Origin of the sequence: uncultured Draconibacterium sp. (genome assembly GCF_913060805.1) — a bacterium.
GTDB lineage: Bacteria > Bacteroidota > Bacteroidia > Bacteroidales > Prolixibacteraceae > Draconibacterium.
Genome location: NZ_CAJXTC010000015.1, coordinates 18,639 through 36,356, shown reverse-complemented (window position 1 = coordinate 36,356; position 17,718 = coordinate 18,639). Strand labels below are relative to the sequence as shown.

Below are 17,718 nucleotides of genomic sequence, written 5' to 3'. Positions count from 1 at the left end.
TCTGATTCCTATTTTTCTGCCAGTTGAATAATGTCTTTTGGTTTAATAATTACAGAATTATAGCCATACAATGTGCAGTTGATCATTGCTTTTCCAACTTGCGTGGTGTTAACCACTGCGTTTGGCGCCACGACTTTGAACAGGCGCACCAACCACATAAAATAATCGTAGATAAATTGGTAAGCTTTTGTTCGCGATTTTATTCCGCGCAAGGGAATGATAAAACCCGGCCGAAACATAAAAGCCTGTTTAAATCCAAGCTTGATCAGGTCGTTTTCGGTCTTTCCTTTTACCCGCGCCCACATCACTCTGCCTTTTTCTGATGAGTCAGTTCCTTCGCCCGAAACGTAAGTGATTGTCATCTCAGGATTAAGCGGAAATAGCTCGCGGGCGAGAACCAATGTATAATCGTAGGTGATCTTTTTAAAGTCGTTTTCTTTCATTCCAACCGAGCTGATTCCCATGCAAAGAAAACAGGCATCGAAACCAGAGAGTTGCGCTTTTACATTTGAAAAATCGGAAAAGTCTTGCTGGATGAGTTCTTCCAGTTTTGGGTGCGAGATATCAACCGGATTTCTGCCAATTATCAAAACCTTTTCAACCGACTCATGATCGAGACATTCCAGTAAAACACCTTTTCCCACCATTCCGGTGGCGCCTGTAATTATTACTTTCATATCATTCGGGTTTTAATTTCAAAATTACGATTTCGCTTTTGGTACCAACGCGCATTGGCGGTCCAAAAGTTCCCACTCCCTGCGAGGTGTAGATCCGTGTTCCTTTGTAATCGCCCAATCCTTTGTTGTATTTGTAGATCATGCCTACCACGAAATTGAATGGAAATAACTGACCGTTGTGCGTGTGCCCGGCCAGGTAAAGATCAACCCCGTGCTGATTGGCGAATTCAATACCATCGGGACTGTGATGCAGCAAAACCGTTGGTTTCCCAGGGAAGAGGTTCAACTCATCAAGAACGGAACGGATGCTTGGTCGGTTTCTTCTTTCCGGAATTTCCTGTTGGCTGTTATCGGCCCGCATGTGGTCGAGTCCGATAATTTGTATCTGGTTAAAATGCGTCACCTCGTTTTCCAAAACGGTAACGCCGATTTCGCGCAGGTTATCTTTTACTTCTTTTGCGCCCGAGTAACCGTCGTGGTTTCCTTCCACAAAATAAACCGGGGCATTCAGTTGTTTCAATGGCTCAAGACTTTCGCTGTTCAATCGGATCTTTCCATCAAAAAGATCGCCGGTAATAAATATCACATCCGGATTTTGGGCATTGGTTTTATCCACTATTTTCTGCAGGGTTTTCGGCCCCCAGAAATGCCCGATATGAATATCCGAAAGGTGAGCAACCGTAATCTTGCTGGTCAGGCCTTTCATCGGAATTTCTACTTCGCTAATCCTTCGGTACTGGGCGTTTATAATTCCTGCTCCGGTAACAAAAACAGCCAGCGACAGTGCGGAGATTCCCAGCAATCGGGGAACTGATTTTGTAAAAAGATTCACCAAATCGACAACCGCAACCGAAAGCAGAAGGTAGAGCAAAAATCCCATTACTATCGATGCCGCGATGTAAACCATATTGCCAAAAGCTGCTTGGGTATTGGTGGTTGTGGCAATGCCGGCAATCATAAAAGCAGTTAAGGCGCCAAAAGTTATATACAGGTAGCGCGCTTTCCGGATGTCGAAATAAAATGTAAATCGTTTGGCCAAGTACACATTTGCCCCAACCAGAAATGCGATAAATGCAATGAAAAATAACCAGGGAATAATCTGTCTCATGGCCTATTTAGTTTGTTGCATGCTTTTTACGGTTTTCAAAAGCAGCTTTTTGGGCATAAACGGAATAAACGAAGTCATTATTTTTTGAGCCGTTGTTAATCCTGAAACCACATTGATTTTTCCTTTTAACATCGCGTTGTATCCGGCTTCGGCAACTTTTCGCGCGCTTGCAGTTTTCTTGAACATCGCCGTTTTATCCATTCCCGATGAGGCGCCAAATTCGGTTTCGGTGGCTCCGGGCATCAGGTTGGTAACCGTAACATTTGTTTTGGCAAGCTCCTCAGAAAGTGCATTGCTAAAAGACGTTACATAAGCTTTTGTGGCAAAATAAACGGCTTGTAGCGGGCCGGGCATTAAACTGGCTGTTGATGAGGTATTCAGAATTTTGCCGGAGTTGCGTTCAACAAAATCGGGCAGGAATAAGCGCGTCATGGCGGTTAACGATGTAACATTCAGATTGATCATGTCCATGTGTTGTTCGTAATCCAGCTCGTGGAAAATACCCACTCCTCCAAAACCGGCGTTGTTAATCAGAATCTCAATTTCGATACCTGCCTGTTTAATTTCATCATATACTTCTTGTGGCGACTCAGGCAATCCTAAATCTTTCGCAATTACATAAACCTTTATCGCGTGTTTTTTTTCCAATTCCGTTTTTAATGTTTCCAGCTTGTCTTTGCTGCGGGCAACAATTACAAGGTCGCCCCCTTTTTCGGCATGTATGTGGGCCAGCTCCCGGCCAATTCCGGTTGAGGCGCCGCTTATTAATGCAACATTCTTCATTGTTCTAATTTTATGTAGCGTTTTCAAAACTTTAATATTAAACAAAATTATAGAGGGATTGATTAAGGAACACAACTTTTTCGGTGAAGAAATAATGAGGTTCGACCCGAATGGTCTTAAGATGTTTGTTGAACAAAACCGGCAAAAAATTCTTAACTTATTAGAATTAAAAATCTAAATCAACGGTAATGAAATCAATAGCTTTTGTAGTCACCTGTTTAATCCTCGTTTTTTCATTTTCGGCAAATGCTCAGGATGGCGCGCAGTTGTACGGGCAAAATTGTGCTTCGTGCCACGGTGCTAATTTGGGTGGTGGAAATGCAGCAAGTTTGGTTGACGGAATCTGGCAGTTTGGTGCCGAAGACGGTTATGTTTTCCGAAATATAAAATTTGGAATTGCGCATTTGGGAATGCCGTCGTACGCCGAAACGCTTAGTGATGGCGATATCAATGCGATCCTTTCTTACATCCGTGAATCTGAAAATAAAGTTGGGGCAACAAAGCCGCCAATTGCCAAAGAGATAGAAACGCTGGATTATAAAGTTGATGTGGAAATTTTTGCCGAAGGATTGGAAGTTCCGTGGGCCATCGATTTTATTGATGAAAATACAGCTTTGATTACTGAACGTCCGGGAAGGTTGCGAATAGTGCAGAATGGGAATTTACTTGATGAGCCGGTAAAAAACACGCCGGAAGTTTTAAACGAAGGGCAGGGAGGTTTGCTGGAAGTTGCAGTTGATCCGGATTACGCTGAGAATGGATGGATTTATCTGGCTTACAGTCATGTATTAACAAGTGGCTACGATGGAAACCGACCACCTGCAATGACAAGACTTGTTCGTGGTAAAATTGAAGATAACACCTGGACCAACGAGGAAGTATTATTTGAAGCACCTCATGAAACTTACCGAACTACACGCCACCACTATGGTTGCCGTATTGTTTTCGATCCGTGGGGACATTTATTTTTTGCCATTGGCGACCGCGGAGCCGGTTACCAGGCGCAGGATTTTACGCTACCAAACGGAAAAGTGCATCGCATTTATAAAGACGGAAGTATTCCGGCCGACAATCCATTTTTTAACGAGGAAGGTGCAGTAAAATCGTTGTTTTCGCTGGGTAACCGAAATATTCAGGGAATGGCCATTCATCCTCAAACAGGAGAATTGTGGGTAACCGAGCATGGCCCAATGGGAGGCGATGAACTGAACCTGATCGAGTGGGGTAAAAACTACGGTTGGGAAACGATAACATATGGAAAGAACTACAACGGAACGACTATAACTGAAGTGACACATAAGCCAGGAATGGAACAACCCAATTTGTATTGGCGGCCTTCGATTGCTGTTTGTGGTCTCGATTTTTATCGCGGCGACCTTTTCAGCAAGTGGAAAGACAAACTGTTGGTTGGTGCTTTAAAATACGAAGAGGTGCGTTTGCTCCAAATTGAAGGTGACAAAGTGGTTCACCAGGAGGTAATTGTAAAAAACCAGGGACGTGTGCGCGACGTGTCAACCGGGCCGAAAGGTGCTATTTACGTGGTGCTGAATAAACCGGGAACGGTAATTAAATTAACTCCGCAGTAAGAGGCCGAAAACGAATCTCACTTAATTAACAATATCGTCGAGTTTTGCCTGGTCGTTCATCAAATCGGCAATGGTGGTAGATTTCAGGTAAGCAATAATTTGGTTGTTCAGTTTGCCCCAAAAACCGCGCGATGCGCAAACACCTTGTCGTTTGCAGGTGTAGTTGTGCGAAAGACAGTCGACTACGCAAATGCCGGGTTCAAATGCATTGTGTACGTCGTAAATCGTAATTTCTTCGGGTTTCTGGGTCAGAATGTAGCCACTGCGTCTTCCGCCGGCTTTGCTTACTAAACCGGCAACTTTTAGTGAGTTGATAATATGATCGAGATACTTGTACGATATGTTCTGGTTAGCTGAAATATCTTTCTGATAGATTCCGATTTCCGGATCGCTCTTAGCTATTTCAAGAATAGCCCGCACACCATATCTCGTTTTCGTGCTAAATTTCAAGGTTTTTGGTTTTTATTTTACGAACTCATGTTTAAAAGCAAATGTAATAAAAACTTCATCATTCACTTTTATGGTTCCTAATACTTTTTTAGGCGGCTCGATATTAAAATCGGTTAGGTTGACTTTTAGCGATCCTTTTATCATGATTTCGGAGGAATCGCATTCGCTTATTTTGCACGGAACAACATACTCGTGTTTTTGTCCGGCCAGGGTAATTGTTGCATTAATGTCCCTTTTTTCAACGTTCTCCGAAAGTTTTTTTTCGGTTTTGGGTTCAATATCAATTTGTATAACAGGATATTCAGAGGCTTTAAGCAATTCCAGAAAATCTTTGCGCATGTGTTGGTTGCTGCCGGTAAATTCTTTCACCGGAACGATAACTTCCTGCTGCCAGTTAAAACGGTCGGATTGCTGGTTGTTGCTTACCAGCCGGGGCGCTTCGTGAATAAATTCGAAACGGTTGATGTTTGATGAGCCCTGAATAAGAACAAAATTGCTGCAATTTTCAGGTGTCTTTCCATTCGGGTTATCCGAGGCTGAAGCCCCAAAAATTGCGAAAGACAAGAAAAGCGATAAAAAGTAATATTTCAGCAAAGTTCGTTTCATGTAAGGAGTTTAGGAATGCCCGCAATAACCCGGGCATTCCATTTTTTTCAAACTGTCCAATTTAAAATGAAATGGCTGCTTCTAACACTACGCCATTAAATTTCCCTCCATCAATCTCTCCATGAGCAGGTCCATCATATTTTTGATTCACATAGTCGAGTTTTACAACTACGTTGTCGGTCATAAACCAGCCACCGCCAATGTTGGTGCGGTTAACTTCTGTGTCAAGACCATCAGAAACGTGGTTATAACGCGTTCCAACGTAGAAACTACCAATGCGGTATAATGCCTGAATAGCTGACTGTGTAAAGTCCTGGTCGGCACCACCTCTAATTCCGTTCATAGTTTCGTAAACTCCGAATACTTCAAGTCCTTTGTATTGTAAGAATACGTTAGCCATGTAGCTGTTCAATTTTGTTTGGCCACTACCCGGGCTCCATCGTCCTGAGCGGAAATTGTCGCCTTCGGCTGCAGCTGTTTGCATTACGTTGTAGTAACGGGCACCGGCACGGTCGCCATCCCACAAGTACGCACCACTGTGTCCGTCGGGAGCGTGGAAACCTGAAAATGATGCACGAACGCGCAAATCGTCGTTAATGTTTTTGTCGTACGCCAGTTTCCAGTTAAAAGCAAGGTCGTCGCCAATGTCGTTACCGCGGCCGTAGTTCATACGTCCGTTGTTTACACCTGCAACAGCAATAAAACCGTCTTTTCTGAACATGAATTCCATGCCCGGATTGCTGGTGTATGCATCCATAATCCAGTTACCCACAAATGGGTTGTTAATTACATTACCGTTGTTACTGCGGAAATAGTGCGCATCGCCGTAATCGGGCATCATAACACCTGCTTTAATGGTCAGGTATTGCATCAGTTTCTCACTACCTTTCAGGAAAGGCATGTAATCAATGATCAGGTATCCACCTTCAACCCAGGCCTCGTTATGGTGACGCGACGACATGTAGTTGTTAATGTACAGTTGAATACCCGGAGCCAAATCGGTTGTAATGCTCAGGTTCGCAGTTGGTAAATTGAAGTTATGTTTCAGATCGATCAATTCCACATCGGCTTCATGATCGAGTGCCTGCAACTGAATAGCAAAATCGCCTCCAACTTTAACTTTCACATTTTCGAAAGTCGTAGGATCAAGCTTGGCTTTTTCAAATTGTCCGTAAGCCACAGATCCGATAAGGAAGACTGTCAATAATAATGCTAACTTTTTCATTTCTAATTAAATTTTAAATGGTTATATATGAATTAAATATGTGGTGTGGTGTTAATTTGCTTTGCTGGTTTGCATGTTTTGTAGAACGATGTCGAAATGGATAACCACTTCGTCGCCGGTTTTTAGGGTTCCCATCATTGCTGTTGGCGGATCAATGCCAAAATCGCTCATTTTTACCGGAATCTTGCCGCTAACTTTAAACTGGTCGGCTTGTGCTTCATCTACCGAAAACTCAAGCTCAACTTCTTTTTCTTTACCCGCAATCTGCAGTTTACCTTTTGTTTTGGTAACCGATTTTGTGGCTGCCGAAATGTTTCCGTCCGAGCTAAAACTGATCTTCGGATGATCATCAGAATCGAGTGCTTTGTGCGCTTTGTTGTCCATAATTTTGTTATGGGCTTTAATGCTTTCGGCTACACACGAAAAGTTGATGGATTCGATCGAAATTTGCTGATTTTCGTCTGCCGAAGCCGACACCAAACAGTCGTAATCTCCAACCTCCATTTCCCAGTCGTGAATCGATGATGTTCCTGTTACCATCAGTTTACTGTTGCTCTCATTTTGTTGGTAGCTTACTTGAGCTACGGATAAGTTACTTGCCAGAAGAATAGCAAATAGGCTTATAATCAATTTGTTGTACGGTTTCATTTTTTTCATAACTACTAAAACTATATGTCCTATAGAAAAACTAGGATAAAGATAAATAAAGAAATATTTCACGAATCATGACCAATGTCAGATTTGTTAATTTTTGCTAAAAAAATAGCTTCTTCTTAATGTTTAGTTTACAATGAAAATAGGATAGGATTATCCATTGGTGAGTAACTTTAATAACCCCACTTCGTTAATAAATTGAGGCTGTGATAAATAGATTAAACGATGAGGTTTTTGTTTTTAATTTTTGGCTTAATAACAGCAGTGGAATGTAGTTCGCAAAACGATGCATTTTTTAACGAGCGCCGGAAAATGGTAGAAGTGCAGCTTAAAAACCGGGGAATTAAAAACGAGTCGGTTTTAGATGCATTTCGGGAGGTTCAGCGGCATGAATTTGTTTTGCCCGAATATATGAAGTGGGCTTACGCCGATGGTCCTTTGCCGATAAACGAAGGACAAACCATTTCGCAACCGTACGTTGTTGCTTACATGACCGAGGCTCTGGAACTTCAACGAACTGACCGCGTTTTGGAAATTGGAACCGGCTCGGGCTACCAGGCAGCTATTTTGTCGCAATTGTGCGATTCGGTTTTTACCATCGAGCTTTTTGAGGAGTTAAGCAAATCGGCCACAGAGGTTTTCCGGAAACTGGAATACAATAATATATATAGTAAGGTTGGCGACGGTTATTTGGGCTGGCCCGAAAAAGCGCCTTTCGATGCTATAATTGTCACCTGCTCGCCGTCGCATGTGCCCGAACCGTTGCAAGAGCAGTTGGCTGAAGGTGGCCGAATGATTATTCCGGTGGGAGCAGGGAACATACAAAAGCTGGTTCTGCTGCAGAAAAAGAAAGGAAAGATCAGGAAGAAAGATGTGTTGCCTGTACGTTTTGTGCCGATGCTTGATGAGCGGGGGGAGAAATATTAATTGAACCACAGTAGTCACATAGAAAACAGTAGGTATTGTTAGCACTGTTAAATTGTTTTATTGTTAAATTGTAAAACTGAATACTGCGACTGCAAACTTTCTTTCCCCTTCTGAAATCTAAAATCTAAAATCGTTAATCTTCATTCGTTATTCTCCTTCCTTCTGCCTACTCATTCACTCAATTACTCATTCAGGTTACTAATGCTAAATTGTTCTATTGAGAAATTGTAAAACTGAAAACTGCGACTGCAAACTTTCTTCCACATTCACTCAATAACTCATTCACTATTTCTTCTTCGACTTTACTTCGGATAACATACCAATAATCTAATATTCCCCTTTCCTGCAATCCATTACTGTTTGTTACAAAGCGCCAAACTTCATAATCCAGCCGTCGCTTCTGGTGTTGGCTTCTTCTTGTGTTCCCGGGCCAATTACTACAAAACCACCATCGGAACTGTTTATAATGCGCGATGCATTATCGTTATTAAAATGCAGGTTCAATAATTTTTCGTTTAGCTCATTTCCATCCGGGTCGATATTTAATAACCATGGGCCAATTTTTCCGAGAAACGACGTGGCTTTAATTCCGGCAACCATAAAAGAGCCATCGGGGCGAATTGTAAGGGCATTTCCACCTTCCGAACCTTCACGGTCTACACTTTTGGTCCACAAAATCTCGCCGCTTGCATCAATCTTGTTCAAAACCAGGTCGTAATCAAAAATGGGATCGGCCGAGTTAATATCGTTTAAGCATTTTCCGTTCCAGCCAACAATCATAAAAGCACTGTCGGAGGAACAACAAATACATTCGGGCCATACCTTTTGGTTGGGCGTTTTAATCCACGAATACCATTTGGCTTTTCCCAAATAACTGAGGCGTACGGCTACAATGTCGCAATTGTTTTTGCCGGTTTCGCTAACCTGGGCGGCAAGGGCATAATCGCCGTCCGGCAGTCGTTTTATCGCCCGGGCGCACCCCGACATGTTGGTCATCAGTAATCTTTCCATAGTAAACTCGCCATTTTCATTCAGGGTGGCCATTAAAACTTTAGGATCGTCGGCGGTTTCGCTTTTCGAGCCGGCAATGGCAAAGCGGTTTTCAGGCAGCGAAATAATATCTTCAACCGACAAGTATTCGGCATCTAATGTTTTTTCCCACAATTTCGTTCCGTTTTCATCCAGTCGTACCAAAAGACAACTTTCTTTTTCACCATCGAAAGAAGTGCCCAGCAAAACATAGCTTTTATCGGTGAGCTGAGTAATGCGTTTCGGAATTTCCTTTTTTTCTGTTCCAACGGTTTTTGTCCAAAGCGTATCGCCATTTTCGGCAAAACGAACCAGCTGAAAATCGAAGGAGTGGCCTGCAACTTTTATCGCGCCGGCAATAGCGTAACCTTTGTTGGCGTCTTCAATAATATCGGTATAAAAGTCGCAGCCCCTGGTGCCTGATTGTTTTTGCCACTGGGGTTCGGGTATTTGCGCGAGCGAATATACGAGGCCGGCAAAGAAAAAAACGATGGTGTAAATCAGAGTTTTTTGCATGTTATTAGTTGTCGATTGGTTATAGCGGAATTCATCGATTGCATGCAATGGCGGATAGCGCGTTTCCGAATAATCGGTTTCATGTCTTTATACCCAAAATGCTGAGAATGGGTTTCAGCAGATTTATAATGTGTGCCGGGAAAATTAAAAATCAGGGTTTTGAGAACGGTCAACTTTCACTAAATTAGCAAAAGCAAAATCAAATCACATGTTGAAAATCAAATCGTTCCTCACCTTATTTGCAGCAATTTTATATTTGTCGGCCTTCGCGCAGCAAATCGATCCGTCGCGGCAATGGAGTATGTACCGAGGCAATTATATTTCCGGCTATTTGGATAATGCCAACCTGCCCGAAACGTGGGATGCCGCAACCAATAAAAATATTGCGTGGCAAACGGCCATTCCAGGTTTGGGGCATTCGTGCCCAATTGTTTGGGGCGATAAGATTTTTGTAACAACAGCTGTTAGCGAGCAAGATGGTGGAGATGTAAAAACCGGTATTTACGGATCGATAGGTTCAGTGCCCGATAGCTCGATGCATTATTGGCGGGTGTATTGTGTGAATAAAAATTCGGGAAAGATTGAGTGGGAAAAAACCTCGTACACTGGTATTCCCGAACAAAAACGCCACCCCATGTCGTCGCACGCCAATTGTACGCCGGCCACAAACGGCGAGTTTGTCGTGGCCTTTTTCGGATCGGAAGGACTGTATTGTTACGATATGGATGGAAACCTGCAGTGGTCGAAAGATTTTGGTGTTTTAAAATCGTCCTTCTTTTTGGTGAAGGAAGCCGAATGGGAATTTTCAAGTTCGCCGCTTATTTATAAAAATGTGGTGATCATTCAGTGCGATGTGCAGGAAAATTCTTTTGTGGCGGCTTACGATATAAAAAGCGGCAAACAGCTTTGGAAACAAAATCGCGATGAATATCCCGGCTGGTCAACTCCAAATATTTATTCTGATGGCAAAAAGGATATTGTTGTGGTGAACGGATATAAACACCGGGGAGGCTACGATTTTAAAACCGGTAAAGAAATATGGCGAATGGCCGGGGGAGGAGATATTCCGATTCCGTCGCCGGTAATTGGTGAAGATTACATTTATTTTAACAGTGCCCACGGCAAGGTTTCGCCGGTTTTTGCCATTCAGAAAGATGCGGTGGGCGATATTACATTGCCTGAAAGAGCGACCTCGAATGAATTTGTAAAGTGGGCAAAACTACGTGGTGGCTCGTACATGGGAACGATGTTATTGTACGATGATTACCTGTATAATGCGCGTTGGAACGGTCGGCTTACCTGCTACAACGCCGAAACCGGAGAAGAAATGTACTCCGAAAAAGTTGGGAGCGGAAATAGTTATACATCGTCGCCGGTGGCTGCCGATGGAGTGATTTATATAACTGATAACGATGGCAATATGTATGTTGTAAAAGCGGGTCCTGAATATGAACTTTTAGCGACGAATAAATTGGAACAAACGGTGATGTCGACACCGGCCATTACCGACGGATACCTCCTGGTGAGAACGGCCAAAAATCTCATCGCTATTTCTAAAATGGAATGATGAATTTTAAAAAGTTTTAAATTCGCTTAACCTTGGAATGAAGCATTTTTCAAAACTCAGGAATTTGTATACTTTCGTCGCTTATTTAGAAATTTAAACATGTGGATTAAACTATCCAGACTAATCCTTAGGAATCGAATCCTCTTTCTTTCAGTTTTGGCTGTTATTACCGTCTTTCTGGGATATCATGCACGAAAAGTGGAGATGTCGTATGAGTATGCGTCGTTGTTGCCAAAGAAAGATCAGGCCTATAAAGATTATCAGAATTTTGTAAAAGTTTTTGGTCAGGAGGGGAACCTGATCATTGTTGGTGTGCAGGACACAAATTTTTTCCGTCTCGATCATTTTAATGCATGGAAATCGCTGTGCAGTGATTTGAAAAAAGTGGATGGCGTTGAAAATTTGCTTTCGGTATCGAACACCTACAACCTCGAAAAAAACAAGGACGAAAAGAAATTTGAAGTTGTAAATACCTTTCCGGATACGATTACAAGCCAGGAACAGCTGGATGAATACGTGGCCGAATTTAAGCGGCTGCCGTTTTACCGCAAGCTGGTTTATAACGACGAAACCGACACGTATTTGCTGGCTATTACGGTAAATAAAGATAAAATGGCAAGCAAGGAGCGCGAAGACCTGGTTGCCGGAATTCAGGAGGTTTGCCATAATTTCGAGCAAAAAGAAGATGTTAAGCTTCATTACTCGGGCGTACCTTACATCAGGGTAGTGAACTCGGTAAAAATCAAACGCGAGTTGTACATGTTCAGTGTGCTGGCGCTGCTAATTTGTATCGTGGTTTTATTCCTGTTCTTCCGGTCGTTTAAAGCTGTTTTTGTTCCGGTGCTCATTGTAATTGTTGGCGTAATCTGGGCCATGGGGATGTTGTCGCTGTTTGGCTACAAAATCACCTTGTTATCCGGAATGATCCCGCCGTTGCTGATCGTTATCGGAATTCCGAACAGTATTTACATGCTGAATAAATTCCACCACGAATACGTTAGCCACGGAAATAAAATAAAGGCGCTGCAGCGTGTGATCATAAAAATTGGTAACGCTACCTTTTTAACCAACCTTACCACGGCTTCGGGTTTTGCTACCTTTATTATTGTAAAGAGCGATATTTTGCGACAGTTCGGTATCATCGCCTCGTTGAATATTCTGGGGCTTTTTATCCTTTCGCTGTTGCTTATTCCAATTATATTCAGTTTTATCGGAGCGCCGTCATCGCGCCACGTTGGTCACCTCGATAATAAAATTGTGACTACGATAATCCGTAAACTGATGCACATTACCCAAAATTACCGCAAGGTGGTTTATTTTGCTACCATCGGTATAATTGTGGTAAGTATTTACGGAATTACCCTGATGAAAAGTTCGGGTTACATGCTCGACGATATTCCTGAAGATGATCCGGTGTATGTCGATCTGAAATTCTTTGAAAGCAACTTTAACGGCCTGATGCCTTTGGAAATTATGGTTGATACCGAAAAACCACAGGGTGTTATGCAGCTAAGCACTTTCCAAAAAATAGAGCAGTTGGAAGAGCGCCTGGCCGAATATCCTGAACTGTCGGCATCAATTTCCTTGCTTAACCTGTTGAAGTTTGCCAAGCAGGCGTTTTATAATGGGCATGAGCGCTACTACAGTGTACCCAATAACCGCGAAAAAAACTTTATTCTGCAATATGCGTCAACCGGCGAAGAGAATGCTGGATTATTGCATTCGTTTATGGATAGCACCCGGCAAACTACCCGAATCAGCATCCGGGTAAAAGATGTGGGCACCAAAAGAATGGAAGAACTGTATACCCAGTTTAATGCCGATATCGACTCGATATTTCCTGCCGACAAATACAATGTAACCGTTACCGGTTCGAGTATCATTGCGTTTAAAGGAAACCAATATTTATTAAAGAACCTTTTTTCGAGTTTGGGGCTGGCAATTTTGCTGATCTCGACGTTTATGGCCATCATGTTCTCGTCGTGGAGAATGGTGATTTTATCGCTAACTCCAAACATTATCCCGCTGATTTTTACGGCGGCGGTGATGGGGTTTACGGGAATTCCGATAAAGGCGTCAACTATTTTGGTGTTCAGTATCGCCTTTGGTATTTCGGTGGATAATACGATTCACTTTTTGGCCAAGTACCGGCAGGAGCTGAACATGACCAACTGGGACATCCGAAAATCGGTTGTAATTGCCTTAAAAGAAACCGGCGTAAGTATGTTATACACTTCGGTGGTGCTGTTCTTTGGTTTCGGAATTTTTACCATTTCCAATTTCGGAGGAACGCAGGCCATGGGAATTTTAGTTTCGCTGACACTGTTGGTAGCGGTAACATCAAACCTGGTGTTGCTGCCATCGTTGTTGTCGGGTCTTGAGCGCATTACCACAACCGAGGCCTTTAAAGAACCGCTGCTTCATATTTACGACGAGGAAGAAGATATTGAACTTGACGACCTTGAAATTGTTCCTGATGACGAATTAAATCTGGGAAACTGATGTATACCGTAGAAGAACTTCAAAACAGAGTGAGTGCCGAAATTGAAAAGCGCTCGAAAGAACTGCTCGATAACCAACCGGTTGAACTGTACGACCCTATAAAATATTCGCTCGATATGGGCGGAAAACGTTTACGTCCGGTGTTGGTTTTACTGGCCTTCAATATGTTTTCTGAAGCTATTGAAAAGGCCATGCCGGCGGCAGTTGGTATTGAAGTCTTCCACAATTTTACGCTGCTTCACGATGATATTATGGATAAAGCGGATGTGCGCAGAAGCCGTCCAACCGTTCATAAACAGTTCAGCGAAAATGCAGCAATTTTATCCGGCGATGCCATGGCTTTTCAGTCGTACAGGTATTTTCTTGAAGAACGATCGGAAGCGCTTCCCGAAGTTTTGGAGGTATTTAGTAAAACCGCTTTGGAAGTTTGCGAGGGGCAGCAATTCGACATGGATTTTGAACAGCGAATGGATGTTACTGAAGCGGAATACCTGGAAATGATCCGTCTGAAAACGGCTGTTCTGTTGGCTTGCAGTTTAAAGGTTGGCGCACTTTTAGCTAACGCTCCCAAAACGCTGGCAAACCAACTTTATGATTTTGGCATTAACCTGGGGCTGGCTTTCCAGTTGCAGGATGATTTGTTGGATACCTTTGGCGACCAGGCTGTTTTTGGTAAACAAATTGGTGGCGATATCCTGGCCAATAAAAAAACATTTTTGCTGATCAATGCTTTGGCAAAAGCTTCGGAAAATGAAAAAGCAACGTTAATAAGCTGGATTGAAAAAACGGACTTTGATCCGAAAGAAAAAATTGCTGCCGTTACCGATCTGTATCAGTCGATAGGCGTGAAAAATATGGCCGAAGAGAAAGTAAATGACTTTTTTAACAGCGCTATCCACATTTTAGATGATTTAAATGTGCAGGATGTTGTAAAACAGCCACTTCGAAACCTCGCACACAAAATGCTTACCCGTAAGCATTAAAGCCCGTCAACTAAGTTAAATTATCACACAAAAGCCAAATGCAATCTTGCATAAAAACAAAACAATGCTAAATTTGTTGGGTCTATAAAATTTTAACGAAAAACGGGTTAAACCGGACTTAAATCTAATCCAATATGGCTCAGAGCATAGGAAAAATATTGCAGGTTATCGGACCTGTAGTGGATGTTAGTTTCGATAGCGAAGGCAGCGAACTTCCTTCAATTTACGATGCACTTGAAATTCCCCGCGAAGGCAAAGAAAGTTTGATAATAGAGTGTCAGCAACACATTGGCGAAAATACAATTCGTTGTGTAGCAATGGACTCAACGGATGGATTACAGCGAGGGACGGCGGTAAATGCTTTGGGTAGTCCGATTACAATGCCAAAAGGAGAGATTGCACTTGGTCGCTTGCTGAATGTAGTAGGTGATTCGGTTGACGGATTGGAGCAATTGCCAAAAGAAGGTTTGAATATTCATAACGAACCTCCGAAATACGAAGATTTAACAACAGAAACAGAAGTTTTATACACCGGTATTAAGGTAATCGACCTGATTGAGCCTTATGCAAAAGGTGGTAAAATTGGTTTGTTCGGTGGTGCCGGTGTGGGTAAAACCGTATTGATCCAGGAGTTGATCAACAACATTGCGTTGGCTCACTCGGGATTATCGGTGTTTGCGGGTGTTGGAGAACGTACCCGTGAAGGAAACGACTTGCTTCGAGAGATGATTGAAGCCAACATCGTAGATTACGGTGAAGACTTCAAAAAATCGATGGAAGAAGGTAGCTGGGACCTTTCGAAAGTAGACCCTGAAAAATTGAAAAAATCGAAGTTGGCCATGGTATTTGGTCAGATGAATGAGCCACCGGGTGCACGTGCTCGTGTTGCGCTTTCAGGATTAACAATTGCTGAAAGTTTGCGCGATGGTGACGGTACTGCCGGAAGTGGACGTGACATTCTTTTCTTCGTCGACAATATTTTCCGTTTTACACAAGCAGGTGCTGAAACTTCGGCGCTGCTCGGTCGTATGCCATCGGCAGTAGGTTACCAGCCAACGCTGGCTACTGAAATGGGTGTGATGCAGGAACGGATTACTTCTACTAAAAATGGTTCGATTACATCGGTACAGGCGGTTTATGTGCCTGCGGATGACTTGACCGACCCTGCACCGGCAACAACATTTGCGCACTTGGATGCAACAACTGTATTGAGTCGTAAAATTGCTGAGTTGGGTATTTATCCTGCGGTTGACCCGCTCGATTCTTCTTCACGGATTCTTACTCCTGAAATTGTTGGCGATGAGCACTACAGCTGCGCACAAGATGTGATTATGTTGCTACAACGCTACACCGAATTGCAGGATATTATCGCAATTCTGGGTATGGACGAACTTTCGGAAGAAGACAAGTTGGTAGTTCACCGTGCACGTCGTGTTCAGCGTTTCCTTTCGCAGCCGTTCTTTGTTGCTTCGGCATTTACCGGACTGGAAGGAAAACTGGTTTCGATTGAAGATACCATCAAAGGTTTCAGAATGATTATGAACGGCGAGGTAGATAAATATCCTGAAGCTGCATTTAACCTTGTTGGTACTATTGAAGAGGCCATTGAAAAAGGTGAAAAATTGTTAGCTGACAACTAAAATCAGAAAGGAAAATCATGCATTTAGAAATAATTACACCGGATAAAAAGGTATTTGAAGGAGATGTAAGTCTGATTCAACTACCCGGAAGTAAAGGTGGTTTTGAGATACTTAAAAACCACGCTCCGATAATTTCAACACTTGAAAAAGGTGTTTTGAGGATTAAAGAAACCAACGGAGAAGAGCAGCAATTTGAGGTTGATGGTGGTGTAATTGAAAATAAAGCAAATAAAATTATTGTATTGGTTGAATCGACATAGTACAATAATTATAAGATAGTTGAAGAGTCCCCGCAGAAGTTTTCTGCGGGGATTTTTTGTGTGATCAATTCGAGTTCTCCAAAATTTCAATATCTTCGATACTTTGGAAAAAATGAAGGTCAAATTTCTGGTAATACGTTTTAGCTCCATTGGCGACATTGTTCTTACAACGCCGGTTGTTCGTGGATTGAAACAGCAGGTGGAGAATGCTGAAGTGCATTTTGTTACCAAAAAGAAGTTTGCCTGCCTGGTTTATTCCAATCCGCATATCGATAAAGTTCATTTTCTGGAGGATAATATGGGAACGCTGATTCACGAATTGGCGAAAGAAAACTACGACTATATTATCGATCTTCATAACAATTTTAGGAGCAACAAAATAAAGCGCAGGCTGAAAATGCAGTCGTTCGCGGTGAATAAAATCAATTGGGAGAAGTTCCTGATGATTCGTTTTAAAATGAACCGTTTGCCCGATGTTCACATTGTTGATCGGTACCTGGAAACGCTTTCGGTTTTTGATGTGAAAAAGGACAATGAGGGGCTCGATTATTTTATCGATGAAACCACTTCGTTTAAGCAGGATGATTTGCCCGAGCCTTTTCAGAATGGGTATGTGGCGTTTGTAATTGCCGGGACTTATTTCACAAAAAAACTGCCTGTTCACAAGGTCAGCGAAATATGCCAGCAGATTCCGTATCCGGTAATTTTACTGGGCGGCAAAAATGAATACGACGAGGGTGAAAAGGTGCTTTCGCAGTCGAAAGGAAATGTGCTGAACTTTGCCGGAAAGATATCGCTAAATCAGTCGGCTTCGCTGGTGCGCGACTCGCGTTTGGTATTAGCCAACGACACCGGATTGATGCACATTGCAGCGGCCTTTAAAAAGAAGATCTATTCGTTTTGGGGGAATACCATTCCTGAGTTTGGAATGACGCCCTACCAGCCCGGCGAGTCGTCGGAAATTATGCAGGTAAACGATTTGAAATGCCGTCCCTGTTCCAAGTTGGGTCATCATAAATGCCCGAAAAAGCATTTTAAATGTATGGAAGATATCGATATTGAAAAGGCTGTTGAGTGGATAAATAAAAACTACTAGCAAGTCGACCTGGAGCTACGTTACGTCATGCTGAATTTATTTCAGCATCTCTCTTTTTTAGAGATTCTGAATCCGTCATCTAACGGACGGAATGACGTACCCGAAATTT

The 17,718-nt window shown here is 42.7% G+C and carries 16 protein-coding genes; 8 read left to right on the top strand and 8 right to left on the bottom strand.

Annotation, left to right across the window (positions count from 1 at the left end):
* Positions 1-8: 8 nt before the first annotated feature.
* From QZ576_RS10840 to QZ576_RS10830, 3 genes are read right to left on the bottom strand one after another with little or no spacing between them, the layout of a single operon-like run.
* Entirely contained in the window at positions 9-677 is a 669-nt protein-coding gene (locus QZ576_RS10840) for an NAD-dependent epimerase/dehydratase family protein (protein WP_297096987.1), read from the bottom strand.
* Position 678: 1 nt separating this feature from the next.
* Positions 679-1,785 (bottom strand): metallophosphoesterase, encoded by a 1,107-nt coding sequence (locus QZ576_RS10835; RefSeq protein WP_297096985.1) that lies wholly within the window; start codon positions 1,783-1,785, stop codon positions 679-681.
* A 3-nt stretch (positions 1,786-1,788) separates the two neighbouring features.
* The gene (locus QZ576_RS10830) at positions 1,789-2,568 is read right to left on the bottom strand and encodes an SDR family oxidoreductase (RefSeq protein ID WP_297096983.1); all 780 of its coding nucleotides are present in this window, start codon (positions 2,566-2,568) and stop codon (positions 1,789-1,791) included.
* 188 nt (positions 2,569-2,756) lie between these two features.
* Between QZ576_RS10830 and QZ576_RS10825 the strand changes: the two genes are divergently transcribed.
* Positions 2,757-4,154 carry a PQQ-dependent sugar dehydrogenase gene (locus QZ576_RS10825; protein WP_297096981.1) on the top strand — a complete coding sequence of 466 codons (1,398 nt, stop codon included), beginning with the start codon at positions 2,757-2,759 and terminating at the stop codon, positions 4,152-4,154.
* Positions 4,155-4,175: 21 nt separating this feature from the next.
* Here the strand turns inward: QZ576_RS10825 and QZ576_RS10820 are convergent, their stop codons facing one another.
* The 4 genes from QZ576_RS10820 to QZ576_RS10805 form a co-directional block, all read right to left on the bottom strand.
* Positions 4,176-4,604, bottom strand: coding sequence for an Rrf2 family transcriptional regulator (locus QZ576_RS10820; protein ID WP_297096979.1), 429 nt, complete (start codon positions 4,602-4,604; stop codon positions 4,176-4,178).
* 12 nt (positions 4,605-4,616) lie between these two features.
* Complete coding sequence (locus QZ576_RS10815; RefSeq protein WP_297096977.1) at positions 4,617-5,210, bottom strand: YceI family protein; 594 nt, start codon at positions 5,208-5,210, stop codon at positions 4,617-4,619.
* A 61-nt stretch (positions 5,211-5,271) separates the two neighbouring features.
* A complete protein-coding gene (locus tag QZ576_RS10810; RefSeq protein WP_297096975.1) occupies positions 5,272-6,435 on the bottom strand; it encodes a hypothetical protein in 1,164 nt (387 codons plus the stop codon).
* Positions 6,436-6,486: 51 nt separating this feature from the next.
* Entirely contained in the window at positions 6,487-7,092 is a 606-nt protein-coding gene (locus QZ576_RS10805) for a YceI family protein (RefSeq protein ID WP_297096973.1), read from the bottom strand.
* A gap of 222 nt (positions 7,093-7,314) precedes the next feature.
* Between QZ576_RS10805 and QZ576_RS10800 the strand changes: the two genes are divergently transcribed.
* A complete protein-coding gene (locus QZ576_RS10800; RefSeq protein ID WP_297096971.1) occupies positions 7,315-8,016 on the top strand; it encodes a protein-L-isoaspartate(D-aspartate) O-methyltransferase in 702 nt (233 codons plus the stop codon).
* A gap of 363 nt (positions 8,017-8,379) precedes the next feature.
* On the opposite strand, the gene QZ576_RS10795 is transcribed toward QZ576_RS10800, so the two are convergent.
* Positions 8,380-9,561, bottom strand: a complete 1,182-nt coding sequence (locus QZ576_RS10795) for a hypothetical protein (protein ID WP_297096969.1) — start codon at positions 9,559-9,561, stop codon at positions 8,380-8,382.
* 208 nt (positions 9,562-9,769) lie between these two features.
* Here QZ576_RS10795 and QZ576_RS10790 point away from each other — a divergent pair, with 208 nt between their 5' ends.
* The 6 genes from QZ576_RS10790 (at position 9,770) to QZ576_RS10765 (ending at position 17,609) form a co-directional block, all read left to right on the top strand.
* Positions 9,770-11,128: a PQQ-binding-like beta-propeller repeat protein gene (locus QZ576_RS10790; protein WP_297096967.1), complete on the top strand. Its 1,359-nt coding sequence runs from the start codon at positions 9,770-9,772 to the stop codon at positions 11,126-11,128.
* A gap of 99 nt (positions 11,129-11,227) precedes the next feature.
* Positions 11,228-13,630: an MMPL family transporter gene (locus QZ576_RS10785; protein ID WP_297096965.1), complete on the top strand. Its 2,403-nt coding sequence runs from the start codon at positions 11,228-11,230 to the stop codon at positions 13,628-13,630.
* Positions 13,630-14,613, top strand: coding sequence for a polyprenyl synthetase family protein (locus QZ576_RS10780; RefSeq protein ID WP_297096963.1), 984 nt, complete (start codon positions 13,630-13,632; stop codon positions 14,611-14,613). Before QZ576_RS10785 ends, QZ576_RS10780 begins: the two co-directional genes overlap by 1 nt.
* A gap of 134 nt (positions 14,614-14,747) precedes the next feature.
* Complete coding sequence (gene atpD, locus QZ576_RS10775; protein ID WP_297096962.1) at positions 14,748-16,253, top strand: F0F1 ATP synthase subunit beta; 1,506 nt, start codon at positions 14,748-14,750, stop codon at positions 16,251-16,253.
* Between the two features lie 17 nt (positions 16,254-16,270).
* Positions 16,271-16,513 (top strand): ATP synthase F1 subunit epsilon, encoded by a 243-nt coding sequence (gene atpC / locus QZ576_RS10770; RefSeq protein ID WP_297096960.1) that lies wholly within the window; start codon positions 16,271-16,273, stop codon positions 16,511-16,513.
* Positions 16,514-16,625: 112 nt separating this feature from the next.
* Entirely contained in the window at positions 16,626-17,609 is a 984-nt protein-coding gene (locus tag QZ576_RS10765) for a glycosyltransferase family 9 protein (protein ID WP_297096957.1), read from the top strand.
* The last annotated feature ends 109 nt before the right edge of the window (positions 17,610-17,718 follow it).

Bases quoted from the DNA above. Each gene is read 5' to 3' on its own strand.
- QZ576_RS10815 (WP_297096977.1), bottom strand. From the start codon at position 5,210: ATGAAACGAACTTTGCTGAAATATTACTTTTTATCGCTTTTCTTGTCT.
- QZ576_RS10825 (WP_297096981.1), top strand. From the start codon at position 2,757: ATGAAATCAATAGCTTTTGTAGTCACCTGTTTAATCCTCGTTTTTTCA.
- QZ576_RS10835 (WP_297096985.1), bottom strand. From the start codon at position 1,785: ATGAGACAGATTATTCCCTGGTTATTTTTCATTGCATTTATCGCATTT.
- QZ576_RS10785 (WP_297096965.1), top strand. From the start codon at position 11,228: ATGTGGATTAAACTATCCAGACTAATCCTTAGGAATCGAATCCTCTTT.
- QZ576_RS10800 (WP_297096971.1), top strand. From the start codon at position 7,315: ATGAGGTTTTTGTTTTTAATTTTTGGCTTAATAACAGCAGTGGAATGT.
- atpD (WP_297096962.1), top strand. From the start codon at position 14,748: ATGGCTCAGAGCATAGGAAAAATATTGCAGGTTATCGGACCTGTAGTG.
- QZ576_RS10780 (WP_297096963.1), top strand. From the start codon at position 13,630: ATGTATACCGTAGAAGAACTTCAAAACAGAGTGAGTGCCGAAATTGAA.
- QZ576_RS10840 (WP_297096987.1), bottom strand. From the start codon at position 677: ATGAAAGTAATAATTACAGGCGCCACCGGAATGGTGGGAAAAGGTGTT.
- QZ576_RS10790 (WP_297096967.1), top strand. From the start codon at position 9,770: ATGTTGAAAATCAAATCGTTCCTCACCTTATTTGCAGCAATTTTATAT.
- QZ576_RS10830 (WP_297096983.1), bottom strand. From the start codon at position 2,568: ATGAAGAATGTTGCATTAATAAGCGGCGCCTCAACCGGAATTGGCCGG.
- QZ576_RS10795 (WP_297096969.1), bottom strand. From the start codon at position 9,561: ATGCAAAAAACTCTGATTTACACCATCGTTTTTTTCTTTGCCGGCCTC.
- QZ576_RS10805 (WP_297096973.1), bottom strand. From the start codon at position 7,092: ATGAAAAAAATGAAACCGTACAACAAATTGATTATAAGCCTATTTGCT.
- atpC (WP_297096960.1), top strand. From the start codon at position 16,271: ATGCATTTAGAAATAATTACACCGGATAAAAAGGTATTTGAAGGAGAT.
- QZ576_RS10765 (WP_297096957.1), top strand. From the start codon at position 16,626: ATGAAGGTCAAATTTCTGGTAATACGTTTTAGCTCCATTGGCGACATT.
- QZ576_RS10810 (WP_297096975.1), bottom strand. From the start codon at position 6,435: ATGAAAAAGTTAGCATTATTATTGACAGTCTTCCTTATCGGATCTGTG.